The 16,774-nt window shown below is 73.5% G+C and carries 12 protein-coding genes; 6 read left to right on the top strand and 6 right to left on the bottom strand.

Annotation, left to right across the window (positions count from 1 at the left end; all coding sequences use genetic code 11):
- Positions 1–5: 5 nt before the first annotated feature.
- The 3 genes from ACFRU2_RS09845 to ACFRU2_RS09835 all read right to left on the bottom strand — a co-directional run bounded on the left by ACFRU2_RS09845 (position 6) and on the right by ACFRU2_RS09835 (position 2,758).
- A complete protein-coding gene (locus ACFRU2_RS09845; RefSeq protein ID WP_382969998.1) occupies positions 6–950 on the bottom strand; it encodes an MASE1 domain-containing protein in 945 nt (314 codons plus the stop codon).
- Positions 951–1,048: 98 nt separating this feature from the next.
- Positions 1,049–1,873: a PP2C family protein-serine/threonine phosphatase gene (locus ACFRU2_RS09840; RefSeq protein ID WP_382969995.1), complete on the bottom strand. Its 825-nt coding sequence runs from the start codon at positions 1,871–1,873 to the stop codon at positions 1,049–1,051.
- Positions 1,874–1,987: 114 nt separating this feature from the next.
- Positions 1,988–2,758, bottom strand: a complete 771-nt coding sequence (locus tag ACFRU2_RS09835; protein ID WP_382969992.1) for a maleate cis-trans isomerase — start codon at positions 2,756–2,758, stop codon at positions 1,988–1,990.
- Between the two features lie 186 nt (positions 2,759–2,944).
- Here ACFRU2_RS09835 and recQ point away from each other — a divergent pair, with 186 nt between their 5' ends.
- From recQ to ACFRU2_RS09820, 3 genes are all read left to right on the top strand, one after another.
- Positions 2,945–5,005, top strand: coding sequence for a DNA helicase RecQ (gene recQ / locus ACFRU2_RS09830; protein WP_382969989.1), 2,061 nt, complete (start codon positions 2,945–2,947; stop codon positions 5,003–5,005).
- A 155-nt stretch (positions 5,006–5,160) separates the two neighbouring features.
- The gene (locus ACFRU2_RS09825) at positions 5,161–7,212 is read left to right on the top strand and encodes a SpoIIE family protein phosphatase (protein WP_382969987.1); all 2,052 of its coding nucleotides are present in this window, start codon (positions 5,161–5,163) and stop codon (positions 7,210–7,212) included.
- Positions 7,213–7,269: 57 nt separating this feature from the next.
- Positions 7,270–7,863: a GNAT family N-acetyltransferase gene (locus ACFRU2_RS09820; RefSeq protein WP_382969984.1), complete on the top strand. Its 594-nt coding sequence runs from the start codon at positions 7,270–7,272 to the stop codon at positions 7,861–7,863.
- Positions 7,864–7,877: 14 nt separating this feature from the next.
- Here the strand turns inward: ACFRU2_RS09820 and ACFRU2_RS09815 are convergent, their stop codons facing one another.
- Both ACFRU2_RS09815 and ACFRU2_RS09810 read right to left on the bottom strand, forming a co-directional pair.
- Positions 7,878–10,793 carry a SpoIIE family protein phosphatase gene (locus tag ACFRU2_RS09815; RefSeq protein ID WP_382969981.1) on the bottom strand — a complete coding sequence of 972 codons (2,916 nt, stop codon included), beginning with the start codon at positions 10,791–10,793 and terminating at the stop codon, positions 7,878–7,880.
- 67 nt (positions 10,794–10,860) lie between these two features.
- Positions 10,861–11,955 carry a GlxA family transcriptional regulator gene (locus ACFRU2_RS09810; RefSeq protein ID WP_382969979.1) on the bottom strand — a complete coding sequence of 365 codons (1,095 nt, stop codon included), beginning with the start codon at positions 11,953–11,955 and terminating at the stop codon, positions 10,861–10,863.
- Between the two features lie 197 nt (positions 11,956–12,152).
- Between ACFRU2_RS09810 and ACFRU2_RS09805 the strand changes: the two genes are divergently transcribed.
- On the top strand, positions 12,153–12,815 hold the full coding sequence (locus ACFRU2_RS09805) for a cysteine hydrolase family protein (RefSeq protein WP_382969976.1): 663 nt from the start codon (positions 12,153–12,155) through the stop codon (positions 12,813–12,815).
- 306 nt (positions 12,816–13,121) lie between these two features.
- Here the strand turns inward: ACFRU2_RS09805 and ACFRU2_RS09800 are convergent, their stop codons facing one another.
- Entirely contained in the window at positions 13,122–14,270 is a 1,149-nt protein-coding gene (locus ACFRU2_RS09800; RefSeq protein ID WP_267040303.1) for a glycerate kinase, read from the bottom strand.
- Between the two features lie 144 nt (positions 14,271–14,414).
- Here ACFRU2_RS09800 and ACFRU2_RS09795 point away from each other — a divergent pair, with 144 nt between their 5' ends.
- Positions 14,415–16,190 (top strand): BCCT family transporter, encoded by a 1,776-nt coding sequence (locus ACFRU2_RS09795; protein ID WP_382969973.1) that lies wholly within the window; start codon positions 14,415–14,417, stop codon positions 16,188–16,190.
- A gap of 37 nt (positions 16,191–16,227) precedes the next feature.
- Entirely contained in the window at positions 16,228–16,728 is a 501-nt protein-coding gene (locus ACFRU2_RS09790) for an NUDIX domain-containing protein (protein WP_382969971.1), read from the top strand.
- Positions 16,729–16,774: the final 46 nt, after the last annotated feature.

The raw sequence follows: 16,774 nt of genomic DNA, 5'->3' as shown, positions 1-16,774 counted from the left end.
GCCGGTCAGTCCTTCGGCGGGGCCAGGCGGGTCACCACCTCGGCCAGGTCCTCACAGACCTCTTCGAGCTTCAGGCGGATGTCGTCCTGCTCCGTGACGAGGGCCGCCAGCAGCAGCGCGGTCAGGGCGGCCGCTCCGTTGAGCGCCTGGAGGTTGACCATGATCTCCAGGAGGGTGCGGCCGGCGAAGGGCCCGGCACGGTCGGTCGCCGCCGTGATCGCCAGGACGGACACGAGCAGGGCACACGGCGCGGCGCCGGGGAGCCGGAAGCGCACCGCGGCCCAGATGAGCAGCGGGAAGACGAGGAAGAGCAGGGACTGGGAGCTGCGGGTGGCCGTGAGGGTGACGGCGCCGACCGTGACCGCCAGGGCCGCGGCCTCGGCCATCCGGTACGGGTCCCGGGGCAGCCTGGCCCGGGGCAGGACCAGCAGCAGGGGGGTCAGCAGGAGGACGCCCATGGTGTCCCCGGCCCACCAGGCGGACCACACCGGCCAGAAGTTCGCCGGCGGCAGGTCGCCGGTGAGCACCAGCGTCCACGTCCCGGTGGTGGAGCTGATCAGCATCGGCAGCAGACCGCCGAGGAAGACCAGGGCCAGCCCGTCCCGCAGCCGGTCCATTTCGGTGCGGAAGCCCACCCGGCGCAGCATCGCGTAGGCGCACAGCGGAGCGAGGGTGTTGCCCGCGAGGATGCCGAGATCGACGAGATCGAACGAACTGATCCGCTCGATGGAGAGGTAGGTCCCCAGCGCCAGGCCGGGCCAGATCCGGAGCCCGAACCACAGCAGGCAGGCGAGGGCGATCCCGGTCGGCAGCCACAGGGGCGTGACGACCGCCCCCTCGACGCTCACGTGCAGCCGCAGGCCGAGCCGGCCGGTCGCGTAGTAGGCGACGGCGACCCCGAGGATCCGAAGGAGGGTTCCGGCCGGACGTCGCCATTCCACGGTGCGCACCCCTGCATCAGACAACGGTCCGTGCCTCCCGGCAGGGCGTGACACGCGTGGACGGGTGGCCGGTTGCCGGTTGCCGGGGGGAGGGGGAGGGGGGAGGCTCAGCGGGGTCCGGCCGCGTCGTGGCTGAGGACGAGCACCGCGGCGTCGTCGGCGTGGCCGGTGAAATCGGTCACCTTCATCACCTCGGCGGCCAGCTCGTCGGGATCGCTCCCCGCCGCCTCCCCGACGATCCGGGCCACGCGTTCCAGCCCCTCCTCGATCGGGAACGACGGCCCTTCGACCACCCCGTCCGTGACCAGGACGATGGAGCCCGCCTCGGTCAGCCTCCGGCGGGTCACCGGGTACCGGGCCCCGGGGGACGTGCCCAGCGGCGGGCCACCGGCGTCCTCGGCGATGCCGCACCGGCCGTCGACGGTGGCCCAGACGGTGGGGACGTGGCCGGCCCGGGCCGTCTGGAGCTCCCACGTACGCGGATCGAAGCGGAGCAGACTGCAGGTCGCGAACAGCTCGCTGTCCATCGAGAGCAGCACGTCATTGGCCTGGCTCAGCACCTCGCCGGGATCGAGGACGACGGAGGCCACGGCCCGCAGACACACCCGGACCTGCCCCATGAAGGCGGTGGCCGCCACATCGTGCCCCTGTACGTCGCCGATGGAGAAGGCGAGGGCCCCGCCCGCCACCCGGAAGCCGTCGTACCAGTCACCGCCGATGTCCAGGCCGCGCCGGGCGGGCGCGTACCGGGCCGCGGTCCTCAGCCCCGGTGCCACGGGCAGGGAAGCGGGCAGCAGCTCGCGCTGCAGGGCCTCGGCCAGCTCCACCCGGGCCTGCTGGAGCTCGGCGCCTTCCCGCGCCTGGGCGGTGAGCCGGCCCAGCATGCTCAGCAGATCCGCGCTGGCGGGCCGGGGAGGCCGGCGCGGGGTCACGGACCGCTCCGGGATACGTCCATGTGCCTCTGCTTCCGCTGCGCGAAAGACCCGGGCCCATCATATTTCGGCTCGGCGCACGGCGCGCAGGCGGCCGGGGGCGGTTCCCGGCCTTCAGGCCGCCGAGAACAGCCGGCCGTAGGCCGTGACGGGGGTGGTCGGGGTGGCCGCCGCGCGCAGGGCCGCCCAGAGGAGCGTCTGGTTCGCGGTCAGGACCGGGCGGCCCAAGGTGGCCTCCAGGGCCGCGATCGCCCCGACCGCGCGGAAGCCGTTGCCGCCGATCACGACCGCGTCCGCGGTGTCGGGGACGTGCGAGGCCACCCAGTCGTGCAGCGCCCGCGGCCCGATGAGGGTCTGCCCGCTGGGAAGGCCGCAGGGGGCGGCGTACGGGACCTCGAACCCGGCGTCCTCGTAGTAGCCCCGGCCCAGATCGCTCAGCGTCTCGTCGAACCACGGCGGGTCCACGAGGGCGATCCGGCCGGCGTCCAGCGCCCGCAGCGCCTCGGCGGTGGCGGCGCAGGTGGCCACCACGGGAAGCCCGTGGGTGCGCTCGCGCAGCCGGTCCAGCATGTACCCCTCCCCGCGCGGGCCGATGACGTAGGCGGAGCTGGTGAAGGCGTAGGCGATCACCGACACCGGGGCGGCCGCCAGCAGCTCGGCGGCATCGTCCAGGTGCGGGGGCTCGGCGAAGGCCCGTACGGGGGCGAGCGGAATGGTGGGGTCCATCGCGCCGCCGCGCCCCATCGCGCGGAACGGCACCCGCGCGGCGTGCACGCCCACGTCGGCCGGAGCCATGGCGCGCAGCTCCGACTCGGGGCCGACATCGGCGTGCGGGGTGAGGACGCCGAGGCGGACGCGCACGTCCCACCCGTCGGGCTGCCACATCGCGTGTTCCTCTCGGAGACCGGGAGATACGGGAGATCCTCCACTTTGTCACCGGTCGGGCCGTCGGGGCGCCCGGCCGCGCCGCGGCGTTCGGGGCGCCCGGCGTCCTCCCGGGACATCCAGGCGATATCCACAGGGCCGAGGGATCCGGGCGGATGTGTCCGAGGAGGTCGCTAGGCTTCTGGGATGACCACTTCCGAGGCAGCCGTCGAGATCCCCGACGCCCAGCAGGTGCTCCACCGCGTCTTCGGGTACGACTCGTTCCGCGGCGAGCAGCAGCAGATCATCGAGCACGTGGCCGGTGGCGGCGACGCGCTGGTGCTGATGCCCACGGGCGGCGGCAAATCGCTCTGCTACCAGATCCCGGCGCTGGTCAGAGCGGGCACCGGAGTGGTGATCTCCCCGCTGATCGCCCTGATGCAGGACCAGGTGGACGCCCTCAACGCGCTCGGAGTGCGGGCCGGCTTCCTCAACTCGACGCAGCTGTCCGACGACCGGCGCGCCGTCGAGCAGGCCTTCCTCGACGGCGAGCTCGACCTGCTCTACCTGGCACCCGAGCGGCTGCGCACCGAAGGGACGCAGCGGCTGCTCGACCGGGGCACGGTCTCGCTCTTCGCCATCGACGAAGCACACTGCGTCGCCCAGTGGGGCCACGACTTCCGGCCCGACTACCTCGCGCTGTCCATGCTGCACGAGCGCTGGCCGAAGGTGCCCCGGATCGCGCTGACCGCGACGGCCACCGAGGCCACGCACGCCGAGATCGCGGCGCGCCTCGGTCTGGAGGAGGCCCGCCACTTCGTGGCCGGCTTCGACCGGCCGAACATCCAGTACCGGATCGTGGCGAAGAACAACCCGCTCAAGCAGCTGCTGGAGCTGATCCGCACCGAGCACCCCGGGGACGCCGGGGTCGTCTACTGCCTCTCGCGGGCCTCGGTGGAGAAGACGGCGGCCGCCCTGGTCGAACAGGGCATCGACGCCGTGCCCTACCACGCGGGCATGGACTCCCGGACGCGCGCGGCGAACCAGTCGAAGTTCCTGCGCGAGGACGGGGTCGTGGTGGTGGCCACGATCGCGTTCGGCATGGGCATCGACAAGCCGGACGTGCGCTTCGTGGCCCACCTGGACCTGCCCAAATCGGTCGAGGGCTACTACCAGGAGACCGGCCGTGCCGGCCGCGACGGGGAACCGGCGACGGCCTGGCTGGCGTACGGGCTCCAGGACGTGGTGCAGCAGCGCAAGATGATCGAGGGCTCCGAGGGCGACGAAGCGCACCGCCGCGCGCTGGCCGGACACCTGGAGGCGATGCTCGCACTGTGCGAGACGGTCGGCTGCCGCCGCGTACGGCTGCTGGCGTACTTCGGGCAGACCGGCGCGCCGGACTGCGGGAACTGCGACACCTGCCTGACGCCCGCCGAGTCCTGGGACGGGACGGTCCCGGCGCAGAAACTGCTGTCCACGGTGTGGCGGCTGGCCAAGGAACGGCGCCAGAAGTTCGGCGCCGGCCAGATCATCGACATCCTGCAGGGCAAGAAGACCGCCAAGGTCATCCAGTTCGACCACGACGGGCTCTCGGTGTTCGGCATCGGAGCGGACCTGGGCACCACCGAATGGCGCGGGGTCGTCCGGCAGCTGCTGGCACTCGGACTGCTGGCGGTCGAAGGCGACTACGGCACCCTGGTGCTGACCGAGGCCAGCGGCGAGGTGCTGGGCGGGCGCCGGAGCGTTCCGATGCGCAAGGAGACGGCGCCGCCGGCCGGGTCCTCCCGCAGGGAGTCCGGCGGATCGCGCTCCGGGAAGGGCGGCCGGGTGCCGGTCGACCTGCCGGCAGCCGCCGTACCGGTGTTCGAGTCCCTCCGTGCGTGGCGCGCCGAGACCGCGAAGGAGCAGGGCGTGCCGGCGTACGTCGTCTTCCACGACGCGACGCTGCGGGAGATCGCGACCCAGCTGCCCGGAACGGTCGCGGAACTGGGCACGATCAGCGGTGTCGGCGAGGCGAAGCTCGCCAAGTACGCCGAGGGCATCCTGCGGACCCTGGGCGGCGCGCAGCCCGCGCCGGATGCGGGGCACTCAGCCCCGCCGGCCGCCCCGCCGGCCGCCACCACCGCCGCGGCCGCCCCGGCCGCCCGGGCCGTGGCGGTCACCTCCGCCGCCGTGCCCGCCCAGTCCCCGCCGGCCCCGCGGGCGGAGGAGTCGCTCTTCGGCCCGGAGGACGAGCACATCGACCCGCCGTGGGACGACTGGGAGTAGCAGCGCCCGGCCCCGGGGCGGCCCGGTCCGTGATCCCGCCCCGGCTCCGCCCGAAGCCGGAATCCGTGCCGTCCGGCCCGACACTGCGCCGGGCGGCGAAGGCTCGGATAGGGTGAATCGGTAGGAACAGGGCCCCCTGGGGTGAGGTCGGTGCATTGGACACGTACCAGGAGACGAGCGAGGTACCGGACCAGCCGGTGGCTGCTGTCGGGTACGCGGGCGTACTGAGCGAGCTGCTGCCGATCGCCCTGTGGCGGGAAGACGCCGACGGGCTCGTCGTCGAATGGTCGCTGGCCGCCCAGGACCTGCTGGGCCACCGCCCCGAGGACATCCTCGGCCGGCCGGGCTCCGACGTGCTCGTCCCCGACGCCAACCACGAGCTCGCCGACCAGCTGACCCGCCGGGTCCAGGCCGGGGAGACGGTCGTCGGCACCCTGCCCGTGCGCCACCGCGACGGACATCAGGTCCCGATGGAGATGTGGATCCTGCCCTCACCGGATCCGCAGGGGCGCACCGGTTCCATGCTGATCGCCGTGGAGACCTCCGAGGTCCTGCGGATGCGCGATTCGCTCGCCGCGCTGCAGAGCCTGTTCACCCAGTCGCCGATCGGCCTCGGCACCCTCGGCCCGGACCTGCGCTTCCTGCGCGTCAACGACGCCCTCGCCCGGATGAACGGGGTGTCCGCCGCCGAGCACGTCGGCAAACGGCTCACCGAGGTCGTGCCCGGGGTCAATGCCGCCGCACTCGAACGGCTCATGCGCAAGGTGCTGGAATGCGGCTCCGCCGTCGTGGACGTCCGGCGCACCGGCCGCACCCCCGCCGACCCCGACCACGACCGGACCTGGTCCTGCTCCTACGCCCCGCTGCTGGACGGGTCCGGGCGGCCGCTCGGCCTGATCGCCTCCCTCATCGACATCACCGACGGGCAGCGCGCCCAGGCGGAGGCGGAGCGGGCGCGCAGCCGGTTCGCCCTGCTCGCCGAGGCCGGTACCCGCATCGGCACCACGCTGGACCTGGAGCAGACCGCCGAGGAGATCGTGGAGGTGCTGGTACCGCAGCTCGCGGACTCGGCCGACGTACAGCTCCTGGAAGCCGTACTGGACCCGGACGAGGCCGGCGCGTCCACCCGGGGCCTGCTGCGCCGCCTCGCCGCCCTCTTCCCGGACCCGACCGCCCCGACCGCCAAACTGGTCGCCGGGCAGACCTTCCAGATCCCGGCGCACACCGCCTACGAGCAGGTCATCACCGCCGGCCAGCCCATGAACCTCTTCACGGCCGACATCCCGGCCCTGATCAAGGATCCGCGCGCGGCCGCGCTGCGCGCCTACCTGGCCACCCTGGGCTGCGCCCGGATGGTCCCGCTGGTGGCCCGCGGCCGGGTGCTCGGGGTGGTGGTGGTGACCCGGGTGCGCGGGCGCGATCCCTTCGACGACGAGGACTGCGTGCTCATCGACGAGGTGGTGGCCCGGGCGGCGCTGAACATCGACAACGCCCGGATGTACACCACCCAGCGCGCGGCGGCCCTGACGCTCCAGCGCAGCCTCACCAACAACGCGCTGCCCGAGGTCGCAGGGCTGGAGCTGACCGGCCGCTACCTGCCGGCCAGCGACCACGACGTCGGCGGGGACTGGTACGACGTGATCGAGCTGCCGGACGGCCGGACCGGCCTGGTGATCGGCGACGTGATGGGCCACGGCATCCACGCGGCCGCGGTCATGGGCCAACTGCGCACCGCCGTACGGACCCTGGCGCGGCATCAGGTGACCCCGGAGCAGATGCTCCGGTCGCTGGACGCCGTGGTGGCCGACCTGGGCGAGGACGAGATGGCCACCTGCGTCTACGCCGTCCACGACCCGGTGACGGGTGCGTGCGTCATCGCCCGCGCCGGCCACCCGCCGCCGGCCGTGGTCACGGCCGCCGGGGCCGTGACCTTCCTGGAGGGCCCGCCGGGGACCCCGCTCGGCACGGGCGGACGGGAGTTCCGCACGGAGGAGGTCCGGCTCGAGCCGGGCAGCCTGTTCGTGCTCTACACGGACGGCCTCATCGAGTCCCGGGACCGGGACCTGGACGAGGGCATGGCGGGGCTGGCGGAGGCCCTGAGGGGCGGGGGAGAGCCCCTGGAGACCCTGTGCGACGCGATCCTGGCGCGTCTCCTCCCGGAGGCCCCGCAGGACGACGTGGCGGTGCTGCTGGCCCGGACCCAATGAATGCACTAGTGCAATAATTGTTTGTATCTAGCGCAATGGGCGGCTACGGTTTCTTCCATGCCTGCCAAGTCGCCGTCCCCCATCACGCTCACCGGCCGCCACGTCCGCCTGGAGCCGCTGACCAGGAGCCACCTCCCCGACCTCTACGCGGCCGGAGGCGGCGACGAGGAGGTCTGGCGCTGGGTGGGCGGCTCCGCTCCGCGGACGGAGCAGGAGCTGGGCGCCACGCTCGACGCACTGCTGGAGGACGCGGAGCGCGGCGAGTACGTCCCCTTCGCCGTCATCCACCTGGAATCCGGCCGGGCCGCCGGCTGGACCACGTACATGGACATCAGCGCGGGCGACGAACGCCTGGAGATCGGCTGGACCTGGTACGGACGCGCCTACTGGCGCAGCGCCGTCAACACCGAGTCCAAGCTGCTCCTGCTCACCCACGCCTTCGAGGACCTCGGCATGGGCCGGGTCCAGCTCAAGACGGACCACCTCAACACCCGCTCCCAGGCCGCGATCGCCCGCCTCGGAGCGCAGCGCGAAGGCGTCCTGCGCCGCCACCGCCGGCGCCCGGACGGCACCTGGCGCGACAGCGTGTACTTCTCCCTGCTGGCCGACGAATGGCCGGAGGCGAAGGCCCGGCTGGCCGCCCGGCTCTAGGCCGTGCACGCCGTCTACCAGGCCAGGTCCTCCAGGGCCTCCAGGTCCACTACGGCCGGCGGCGCCGGCTCGGCCGCGCCCGTCAGGGGGAGCTCCGCCCAGATCACCTTGCCGCGGTCCGTGTAGCGGGTGCCCCAGCGCTCCGCGTACTGGGCGACGAGGAACAGGCCGCGCCCGCCCTCGTCGGTCGTGGCCGCGTAGCGCAGGTGCGGCGAGGTGCTGCTGCCGTCGGAGATCTCGCAGATCAGGGTGCGGTCGCGGAGCAGCCGGACCCTGATCGGCGGGGTCCCGTAGCGGATGGCGTTGGTGATCAGCTCGCTGAGGATGAGCTCGGCGGTGAAGGTGACGTCCTCCAGGCCCCACGCGGTGAGCTGTGCGGAGCCCGCGCGGCGGACCCGGGACACGTCGGAGGGGTCCGGGAGCACCTCCCACTCCGCGATCTGCTCGGCCGGCAGCCGCCGGGTGTCGGCGATGAGCAGGGCGATGTCATCGCTCGGCGCCGGGAACAGCAGCGCGGACAGTACGTCGGAACAGGCCTGGTCGGGGCTGCGGTCCGGCCGGGACAGGGCCTCGGTCAGCAGTCCGAGGCCGGTGTCGAAGTCCCGGTCGCGGTCCTCCAGCAGCCCGTCGGTGAACAGCACGAGCCGGCTCGCCTCGGGCAGCTGCAGTTCCACGGCCTCGAAGGGCATCCCGCCGACGCCCAGGGGCAGCCCGATCGGCAGCTCGGGGTACTCCACCCGTCCGTCGGTCCCCACCAGGGCCGGGCCGGGGTGGCCGGCGCTGGCCACGGCGCAGTGGCCGGACACCGGGTCGTACACCGCGTACAGGCAGGTGGCGCCGGTGACGCCCGCGGACTCGCCCTCCCCGGAATCCTCGTCGGCCGAGGACTCGTCCTGGTCGATCCGGTCGATCAGCTCGTCGAGGTGGCCCAGCAGCTCGTCGGGCGGCATGTCGAGCGTGGAGAAGTTGTGCACGGCGGTCCGCAGCCGGCCCATGGTGGCGGCGGCGTGCACCCCGTGCCCCACCACGTCGCCGACGACCAGCGCGACCCGGGCCCCGGCGAGCGGGATCACGTCGAACCAGTCCCCGCCCACCCCCGCCTTCGCGGGCAGGTACCGGAACGCGACGTCCACGGCGCTCAGATCGGGCAGCACCCGCGGCAGCAGGCTGCGCTGGAGGGTCACCGCGACCGCGTGCTCGCGCGTGAAGCGGCGGGCGTTGTCGATGGAGACCGCGGCCCGCGCCGCCAGCTCCTCGGCGAAGGACAAGTCCTCCCCGTCGAAGGGCTCGGGGGTGTCGGCCCGCCAGAAGTTGGCCATCCCGAGGACCACCCCGCGGGCCTGGAGCGGTACGGAGATCAGCGAGTGCAGTCCGTACTCCAGGGCCATCCGGGTGCCGTCGTGGTCCTGGGCCCGCCAGCCGAAGGCGGCGGTCAGATCGGCCGCGAGGACGCCCCGGCCGGCGTCCAGGGCCGCCGACATCGGCGCGGTCGGCACCACGAAGCGGATCACGTCGCCCACCGGCTGGAGCGGGGAATCCACGCGGACCCCGCTGATGGCGGCCCGGCGCATCTCGGTGTGCGTGCCACCGCCGGGCTCCTCGCCCCGCAGCACCGGCTCCAGCAGCTCGACGGTCACGAAGTCCGCGAACCGCGGGACCGCGACCTCGGAGAGCTCCTCGGCGGTGCGGACCACGTCCAGGGTGGTCCCGATGCGCACGCCGGCGTCGTAGAGCAGCTGGAGGCGGTCGCGGGCGACCGCGGCCCGGCCGGAGAGCGCGGCGAGCTCGGTGGAGTCGCGCAGGGTGGTCACGGTGCCGGACGGGCGGCCCCCGTAGGGCTTGGTCGGGCGGACGTTCACGGCGAGGAGCCGGTCGCCCGCGCGGTGGACTTCGTCGGTGGCGGCCCGCCCGGAGGCCAGCAGTGCGGCCGTGGTCGGATCGAGGCCGAGGTCGCGCACGTGCCGCAGCTCGGCGTCGGCGGGCAGGTCGAGGAGCCGGCGGGCCTCGTCGTTGGCGAGCTGCAGCCGGCCTTCGGCGTCGATGATCAGGACGCCCTCGCGGACGGCGTGCAGAACCGCTTCGTGGTGTTCGTTCATCCGGGTCATCTCGGCCTCGCCGAGGCCCCGGGTCTGGCGCCGCAGCCGGCGGCTGACGAGGGCGGCGCCGCCGGTGCCGAGGATCAGGGCGCCGGTGGCCGCGCCGAGGAGCAGGGGCAGCTGGCCCTCGACCACGTCGCCGACGTTCTCGACCTCGATCCCGGTGGCGACCAGGCCGACCACCGCGCCCGCGGAGTCCCGTACGGGGACCACGGCGCGGACCACGTCGCTCGGCTTCCCCTGGAACGTCTCGGTGAAGGCCTGTCCGGCCGCGGCGCGGGAGAGGTCGCCGGTGGCGCGTTGGCCGATGAGCTCGGGGCGGGAGTCGGTGTACCGGATCCCGTCGGTGGTCATGACGGCGATGAAATCGACGCCCGAGGCCCGGCGGGCGCCCTCGGCCAGCGGCTGGAGCACGGCGGTGGGGTCGCGGGACTCCAGGGCCGCGGGGAGGCCGGGGGCGTGCGCGAAGGCCTCGGCGGCGGCGAGGGAGCGGTTGCGGGCGTCGCGCTGGCTGTCGTACCGGGCCTGGAAGAACAGGGCCGAGGCGGCGGCCGTGATCAGCACCAGGACGAGGACGGCCTGGAGGGCGAAGACCTGGCCGGCGACGCTGCGGGCGCCGAGCGAGGGGTGGGCGAACAGCCGGGAGAACGGGCGGGCGAGGCGGTGTGCGAGACGGCGCAGGCGACTGCGGCCGGGCCCGGGTGCGGGGCCGATTCCGGGTGCCTGTCCGGGTGCATGTCCGGGCCCGGTTCCGGGTGGCGACCCGTCCTCGGGCGGGGGCCTGTCCTCGGGCGCTCCTTCGGAGCCCCTGGGTAGGCCAAAACGTCCGGTCATGAGCCATTTCTAACACTGTCGGAGTGGTTTGGGGGAGGCCCCGAGCCCCTAGGGGGTGTCTTGCCGATCAGGCCGGGCTCGCGGTGTCCGGCACCGCACCTCGCCGCGTTGTCGTCACTCGCCGACGCTCCGCGTCGACTCCCTCCTCCGCCTTGCGATGCACGGCACCGGACACCGCTCCCTGATCCGGCCCGATCGACAAGACACCCCCTAGGGCGGTGGCGGCCGCACGGTACGCGCGGGGGCTCGTGCCGACGTACGAGGTGAAGTGCTGGCGGAAGGTGACCTCGCTGGCGAATCCGGCCCGCCGGGCCACCTCGGTGACCGGATGATCCGTGCGCTCCAGCAGTTTGCGCGCTTCGTCCAGACGGTGCCCCAGGAGCCATTTGTGCGGGGTGGTGCCGGTCGACGCGGCGAAGTGCCGGGCGAAGGACCGCGGGGACATCCCGGCCCACCGGGCCAGCGTGGCCACGTCCAGCGCCTCGTGCAGCCGCCCGAGCGCCCGCTCCCGTACGAGGGCCAGCGCCTCGGCGGTCCGGTCGGCGACCGGGGTCGGGCGGTCCAGGTACTGGGCGTGTTCGCCGGTGCGGAAGGGGCCGGTCACCATCGAGCGGGCGATGGCCGCGGCCGCCTCGGAGCCGTGGGCCTCGCGGACCAGGTGCAGGCAGAGGTCGATCCCGGAGGCGACCCCGGCGGAGGTCCACAGCCCGTCGTCCCCGACGTAGAGCGGAGCCTCCTCGACGCGCACGGCGGGGTACCGCCCGGCCAGCGCGGGGGCCAGCGACCAGTGGGTCACGGCCCGGCGGCCGGCCAGCAGCCCGGCCTCGGCGAGGATGAAGGCGCCGGCGCACAGGGCGGCCACCGGTATGCCCCGGGCGTGGGTGTCCCGCAGGACGGCGAGGACCGGCTCGGGCGTCGGGTCGGAGGGCCGGTCCAGCGCGGGGACCACGACGAGGTCGGCATCTGCGAGCCAGTCGAGCCCGCGGTCCGGGGTCAGGGTCAGCCCTCCGGGGAGCGGGATCGGGCCCGTGTCGAGGGCGCACCGGCGGAGCTCGAAGGGCGGTACCCCGCTGTGGCCGCGGTCGTGCCCCCAGACCTCGGTGATGACGGCCAGGTCGAAAGCGCGGATGCCGGGCTGAACGACGATCGCAACGCGGTGCATGGCCGTGAGTCTGCCACGGAGGCCCCGCCGAAGGGGAGGGCCGAGCTTCCGGCCGATGCCGCCGCGAGGCCCCCGACCTGGGGCGGAGCCGGGCTTCCGGGCGCTCCGGGCCCGGATCTGCCACCTTGGCAGGATCCCATCGGTTCGGGGGCCGGGTGGTACTGGTTCGAGGGGGAGGGGCCGCCCAGGATGAGGGCATGACGAACGAGATCACGACCCCGACCCCGACGACGACGTCCACCTCCGACATCGAGATCGCCGCGAACAGCGCCCTGCTGGTCATCGACGTCCAACAGGGCTTCGACGACGCCGACTTCTGGGGGCCGCGCAACAACCCGGCCGCCGAGGGAAACATGGCCGCGCTGATGGACGCCTGGCAGGAGTCGGGCCGTCCCCTCGTCCTCGTGCAGCACGCTTCCCGCACGGCCGGCTCCGTCCTCGCGCCGGACCGGCCCGGGTACGCCTTCAAGGACTTCGTCGCCGAGCGGGCAGGCCGGGCCGCGCTGCACGTCACCAAGTCCGTGAACTCCTCCTTCTACGGCACCCCGGACCTCGCCGACTGGCTCAGCGCCCAGGGCGTCGGACAGCTCGTCATCACCGGGATCCAGACGAACATGTGCGTCGAGACCACGGCCCGGATGGCCGGGAACCTGGGCTACGAGGTCCTCGTGCCGCTCGATGCCACGCACACCTTCGACCTGGCCGCCGAACCCGGCCCGGACGCACCCCGGCTGACGGCCGACCAGCTCGCCACCGCCACCGCGGTCAACCTCCAGGGCGGCGGCTTCGCCCGGATCGTCACCACCGAGCAGCTCGTGACCGCGGCCCGCACCGCCGCACCGGCCCCCGCGCGGTTCTGAGCCGCCGCGGGTGGGCCCCGTGGGGGGAGTCCCCTACCCGCCCTTCCACCGTTCCCCGAGCTCCGCCCGGACCCGTACGTGCGCTCCGCGCCCGTGCCCTCAAACGCCGGGCGGGCTGGAAAGATCCAGCCTCGCCGGCGTTTGAGGCGCGGGGTCCGGGGCGGAGCCCCGGGGAACGGGCGAAGGGCGGGTAGGGGACTCCCCCACGGGGCCGCCCGGCCCCGCTCGGCCTGCCCGGCCCGGACACACCGACGGCCCGGACCCCCCGTCAGGGAATCCGGGCCGTCACCGTGTGCGGACGCCTCGTCAGAGGACGTCGGCCGCGATGCTCTCCGCCACCCGCTCCAGCAGCGGCCCCGCGTTGGGGATGCTCACCGCCGGGTCCGGCTCGAGGTCCGTGAGCGGGTAGGCCCGCTGGATGCCGGCGGCCTGGAGGGCCTCCTGCGTCAGCAGCAGGCGGCCGCAGACCGCGACGACCGGCTTGCCCGCCGCACGAGCCGCCGCCGCGACACCGGCCGGGGCCTTGCCGTGGAGGGTCTGCTCGTCCAGCGAACCCTCACCGGTGATGACCAGCGTGGCCCGCTCCAGCGCCGGCGCGAAGCCGAGCACCTCGAGCATCAGCTCGATGCCGGGACGGAACGAGGCACCGAGCAGCAGCGCCCCGTAGCCGATGCCGCCCGCGCCGCCCGCACCGGGCGAGACCGCCGCCTCGGCGGCCAGGGAGCCGATCGACTTCTCCAGGACCACCGCGAAGTGCGCCAGCGCCGCGTCCAGCGTCGCCACGTCCTCGGGCGACGCCCCCTTCTGCGGGCCGTAGACCGCCGGAGCGCCCTTCGGACCCGTCAGAGGGTTGTCCACGTCGCTCGCCAGGACGAAGTCGACCTCCTTGATGCGGGGGTCGATGCCCGACAGGTCGGCCGAGGCCAGCCCGGCCAGGGCGCCGCCGCCCGGACCGACCGGTTCACCGTTCGCATCCAGGAACACCGCGCCCAGCGCGGCCAGCATGCCCGCGCCGCCGTCGGTGGTGGCGCTGCCGCCCACACCGAAGACGATCGAGCGCGCTCCCGCGTCGAGTGCGGCCTTCAGCAGTTCGCCGGAGCCGTAGGTGGTCGCCGTCAGCGGGGCGAAGACACCCGCCGGCAGCAGCTGGAGCCCGGAGGCTTCCGCCATCTCGACCACCGCGGTGCCCTCGCGCAGGGCGAAAGCGGCCGTGACCTGGTCACCGAGCGGTCCGGTGACCCGTACCTCCCGGCGTTCGAACCCGGCCGCCACAGCGGCCGCGACCGTACCGTCGCCGCCGTCCGCGACGGGGAGGGTCTCGATCTCCACGCCCGGTACGGCCTTGCGAAGGCCGGCCGTCACCCGCTCCGCGACCTGAACGGCCGTGAGCGAGCCCTTGAATTTGTCCGCGGCGATGAGCACGCGCGCGGTCTCAGTTACTGCTCCGTCCGTCACCTTGCTAATCCCTTGCTATCGAACAGTGCAGTCGCGCCACCCCTGAGCCTATCCGGAGGATCCTCCTATGCCCATGCGTGGCCTGGGCCACACACGGCGCGGCATACCCCTAAAGGCGGACATACGCCCGCATAGTGTGGCCGCATGAGCACGGATTCACTGGAACAGCCACGTCCGGATTCCCCAGGTGGAGGGTCCGACGGCCCCGTCGACGGCGCCGGCGGCACCGGCGGGACTGGCGGCACCGGCGCCACCGACGGCACTCCCGACCGCACCGTCGTCACCATCGGAGTGATCTCCGTCCTGGCGGTGGTCGCCTGGGCGGCACTCGGGAAGAGTTCCTTCGACTCGGCGTCGAGCAGCGCACTGGCCTGGGTGCTCGGCAACTTCGCGTGGCTCTTCGTGATCGCCGCCGATGTGTTCCTGGTCATGTGCGTCGTGCTCGCGATCAGCCGCTTCGGCCGGATCCGCCTCGGCAAGGACGACTCGGAGCCGGAGTTCACGAACCTCGCGTGGATCGCGATGATGTTCAGCGCGGGCATGGGGATCGGACTCATGTTCTACGGAGTGGGCGAGCCGCTCACCCACTACCTGAACCCGCCCCCGGCCTCCGGCGCGGCCCCCGGCACCGGCGACGCCGCCCGCGCCGCGCTCGACTACTCCTTCTTCCACTGGACCCTCACCCCCTGGGCGATCTACGGCATCGCCGGCCTCGCCCTCGCCTACGCGACCTTCCGCAAGGGCCGCGGCAACCGCCTCAGCTCCGCCTTCGTCCCCCTCATGGGCGAGGAGCGGGCCAACGGCTGGCCGGGCAAGGCCATCGACCTGCTCGCCGTCTTCGCGACCGTCTTCGGCACCGCCACCAGCCTAGGCCTCGGCGCCCTCCAGGTCTCCAAGGGCCTCAACATCACCACCGGGATCGAGGACTCGACCACCGTCGAGCTGATCATCATCGTCTCCCTCTCCGCCGCCTTCGTGCTCTCCGCCTTCTCCGGGCTGCACAAGGGCGTCAAATGGCTCAGCACGATCAACATCGTGCTCGCCGCGGCCCTGATGACCTTCGTCTTCGTCCTCGGCCCGACCGTCTACATCCTCGACGTGATCCCCGCGAGCGTCGGCAGCTACCTGCACGAACTGCTCCCCATGGCCACCCGCACCGGCGCCTTCACCGACAGCGAGTGGCTGGGCGCGTGGACGATCTTCTACTGGGCGTGGTGGCTCTCCTGGGCGCCCTTCGTCGGCACCTTCATCGCCCGCATCTCGCGCGGCCGCACCATCCGCGAGTTCCTCGTCGGCGTGCTCCTGGTGCCCAGCGGCGCCACCGTCGTCTGGTTCTGCGTCATGGGCGGCACCGCGATCCGCCTCGACTCCACCGGAGTCGCCGACATGGCCGCCAAGGCCAAGGAGGGCACCGAGGCCTCGCTCTTCGCGATGCTCGACGCCCTCCCGCTCGGCACGGTCACCTCGTGGATCGCGATGCTCCTGGTGATGACGTACTTCGTCACCAGCGCCGACTCCGCCTCCCTCGTCATGGGCTCCCTCACCAGCCGCGGCTCCCTGAACCCGCCGACCTGGCTCGTGGTCACCTGGGGCGTGCTCATGGCCGCCGTGGCCGCCGTACTCCTCGTCGCGGGCGGCCTGAAGTCCCTGCAGACGGCCACCATCCTGGTCGCGCTGCCGTTCGTGGTCGTGATGCTGCTCCTGTGCTGGGCCCTGGTGAAGGAACTGCGCGAGGACCCGGGCGCGGGCCCCGTCCGCCACCACGCCCTCCACGGACTCCGGGACGCGGTCAAGGCCATGGTCGGCGACGCCATCACCGAACGGGCCCCGGACCGCCACCCCCGCCTGCGCCGCGTGGCGGAGTCGAGGAACCGCGACCGGGAGGACGGGCCGCCGGGCGGCGGCACCGGGGAAGAGTGATCTCCGGCCACCCGGGGCGGCTGGGTAGGGTGGCGGCGTGACGACCACCGATGACTTTGCCACCTACATCGCGAGCCTGCCCCGGGTGCTGGCCGGAGCGGCCGCCCTCTTCCGGGACGCCGAGGGCCGGGTGCTCCTCGTCGAGCCCAACTACCGGGAGGGCTGGGCGCTGCCGGGCGGCACCATCGAGTCGGACACGGGGGAGTCCCCGCGTACGGCCGCCCGCCGGGAGAGCGCCGAGGAGATCGGCATCGACGTGCCGCTCGGCCGGCTGCTCGCCGTCGACTGGTCGCTCGGCGAGGGCCGGCCCCCGCTCGTCGCGTACCTCTACGACGGCGGCGTGCTCGACGCCGCGCAGCTCGCCTCCATCAAGCTCCAGGAAGAGGAGCTGATCTCGTGGCGGCTGGTGGAGCAGGCCGAGCTGACGGACCATCTGCTCGGATCCCTGGGCCGGCGCACCGTGGAGGCGTGCCGGGTCCTGCAGACCGGCGAGGGCACCGTGGAGCTGGAGAACGGCCGCAGGCCGCAGGCCTCGTAGCCCCGTCCGCTCGTTATTCCGTGCCTACACCGAGCAGGACAGAATT

It is taken from the genome of Streptomyces sp. NPDC056883 (assembly GCF_042788835.1).
Taxonomy (GTDB): domain Bacteria; phylum Actinomycetota; class Actinomycetes; order Streptomycetales; family Streptomycetaceae; genus Streptomyces; species Streptomyces stoeckheimensis.
This window is presented reverse-complemented; position numbering and strand designations above follow the sequence as displayed.

Coding starts and splice junctions, on each gene's coding strand:
- ACFRU2_RS09835 (WP_382969992.1), bottom strand. CDS start 2,758: ATGTGGCAGCCCGACGGGTGGGACGTGCGCGTCCGCCTCGGCGTCCTC.
- recQ (WP_382969989.1), top strand. CDS start 2,945: ATGACCACTTCCGAGGCAGCCGTCGAGATCCCCGACGCCCAGCAGGTG.
- ACFRU2_RS09820 (WP_382969984.1), top strand. CDS start 7,270: ATGCCTGCCAAGTCGCCGTCCCCCATCACGCTCACCGGCCGCCACGTC.
- ACFRU2_RS09815 (WP_382969981.1), bottom strand. CDS start 10,793: ATGACCGGACGTTTTGGCCTACCCAGGGGCTCCGAAGGAGCGCCCGAG.
- ACFRU2_RS09810 (WP_382969979.1), bottom strand. CDS start 11,955: ATGCACCGCGTTGCGATCGTCGTTCAGCCCGGCATCCGCGCTTTCGAC.
- ACFRU2_RS09805 (WP_382969976.1), top strand. CDS start 12,153: ATGACGAACGAGATCACGACCCCGACCCCGACGACGACGTCCACCTCC.
- ACFRU2_RS09795 (WP_382969973.1), top strand. CDS start 14,415: ATGAGCACGGATTCACTGGAACAGCCACGTCCGGATTCCCCAGGTGGA.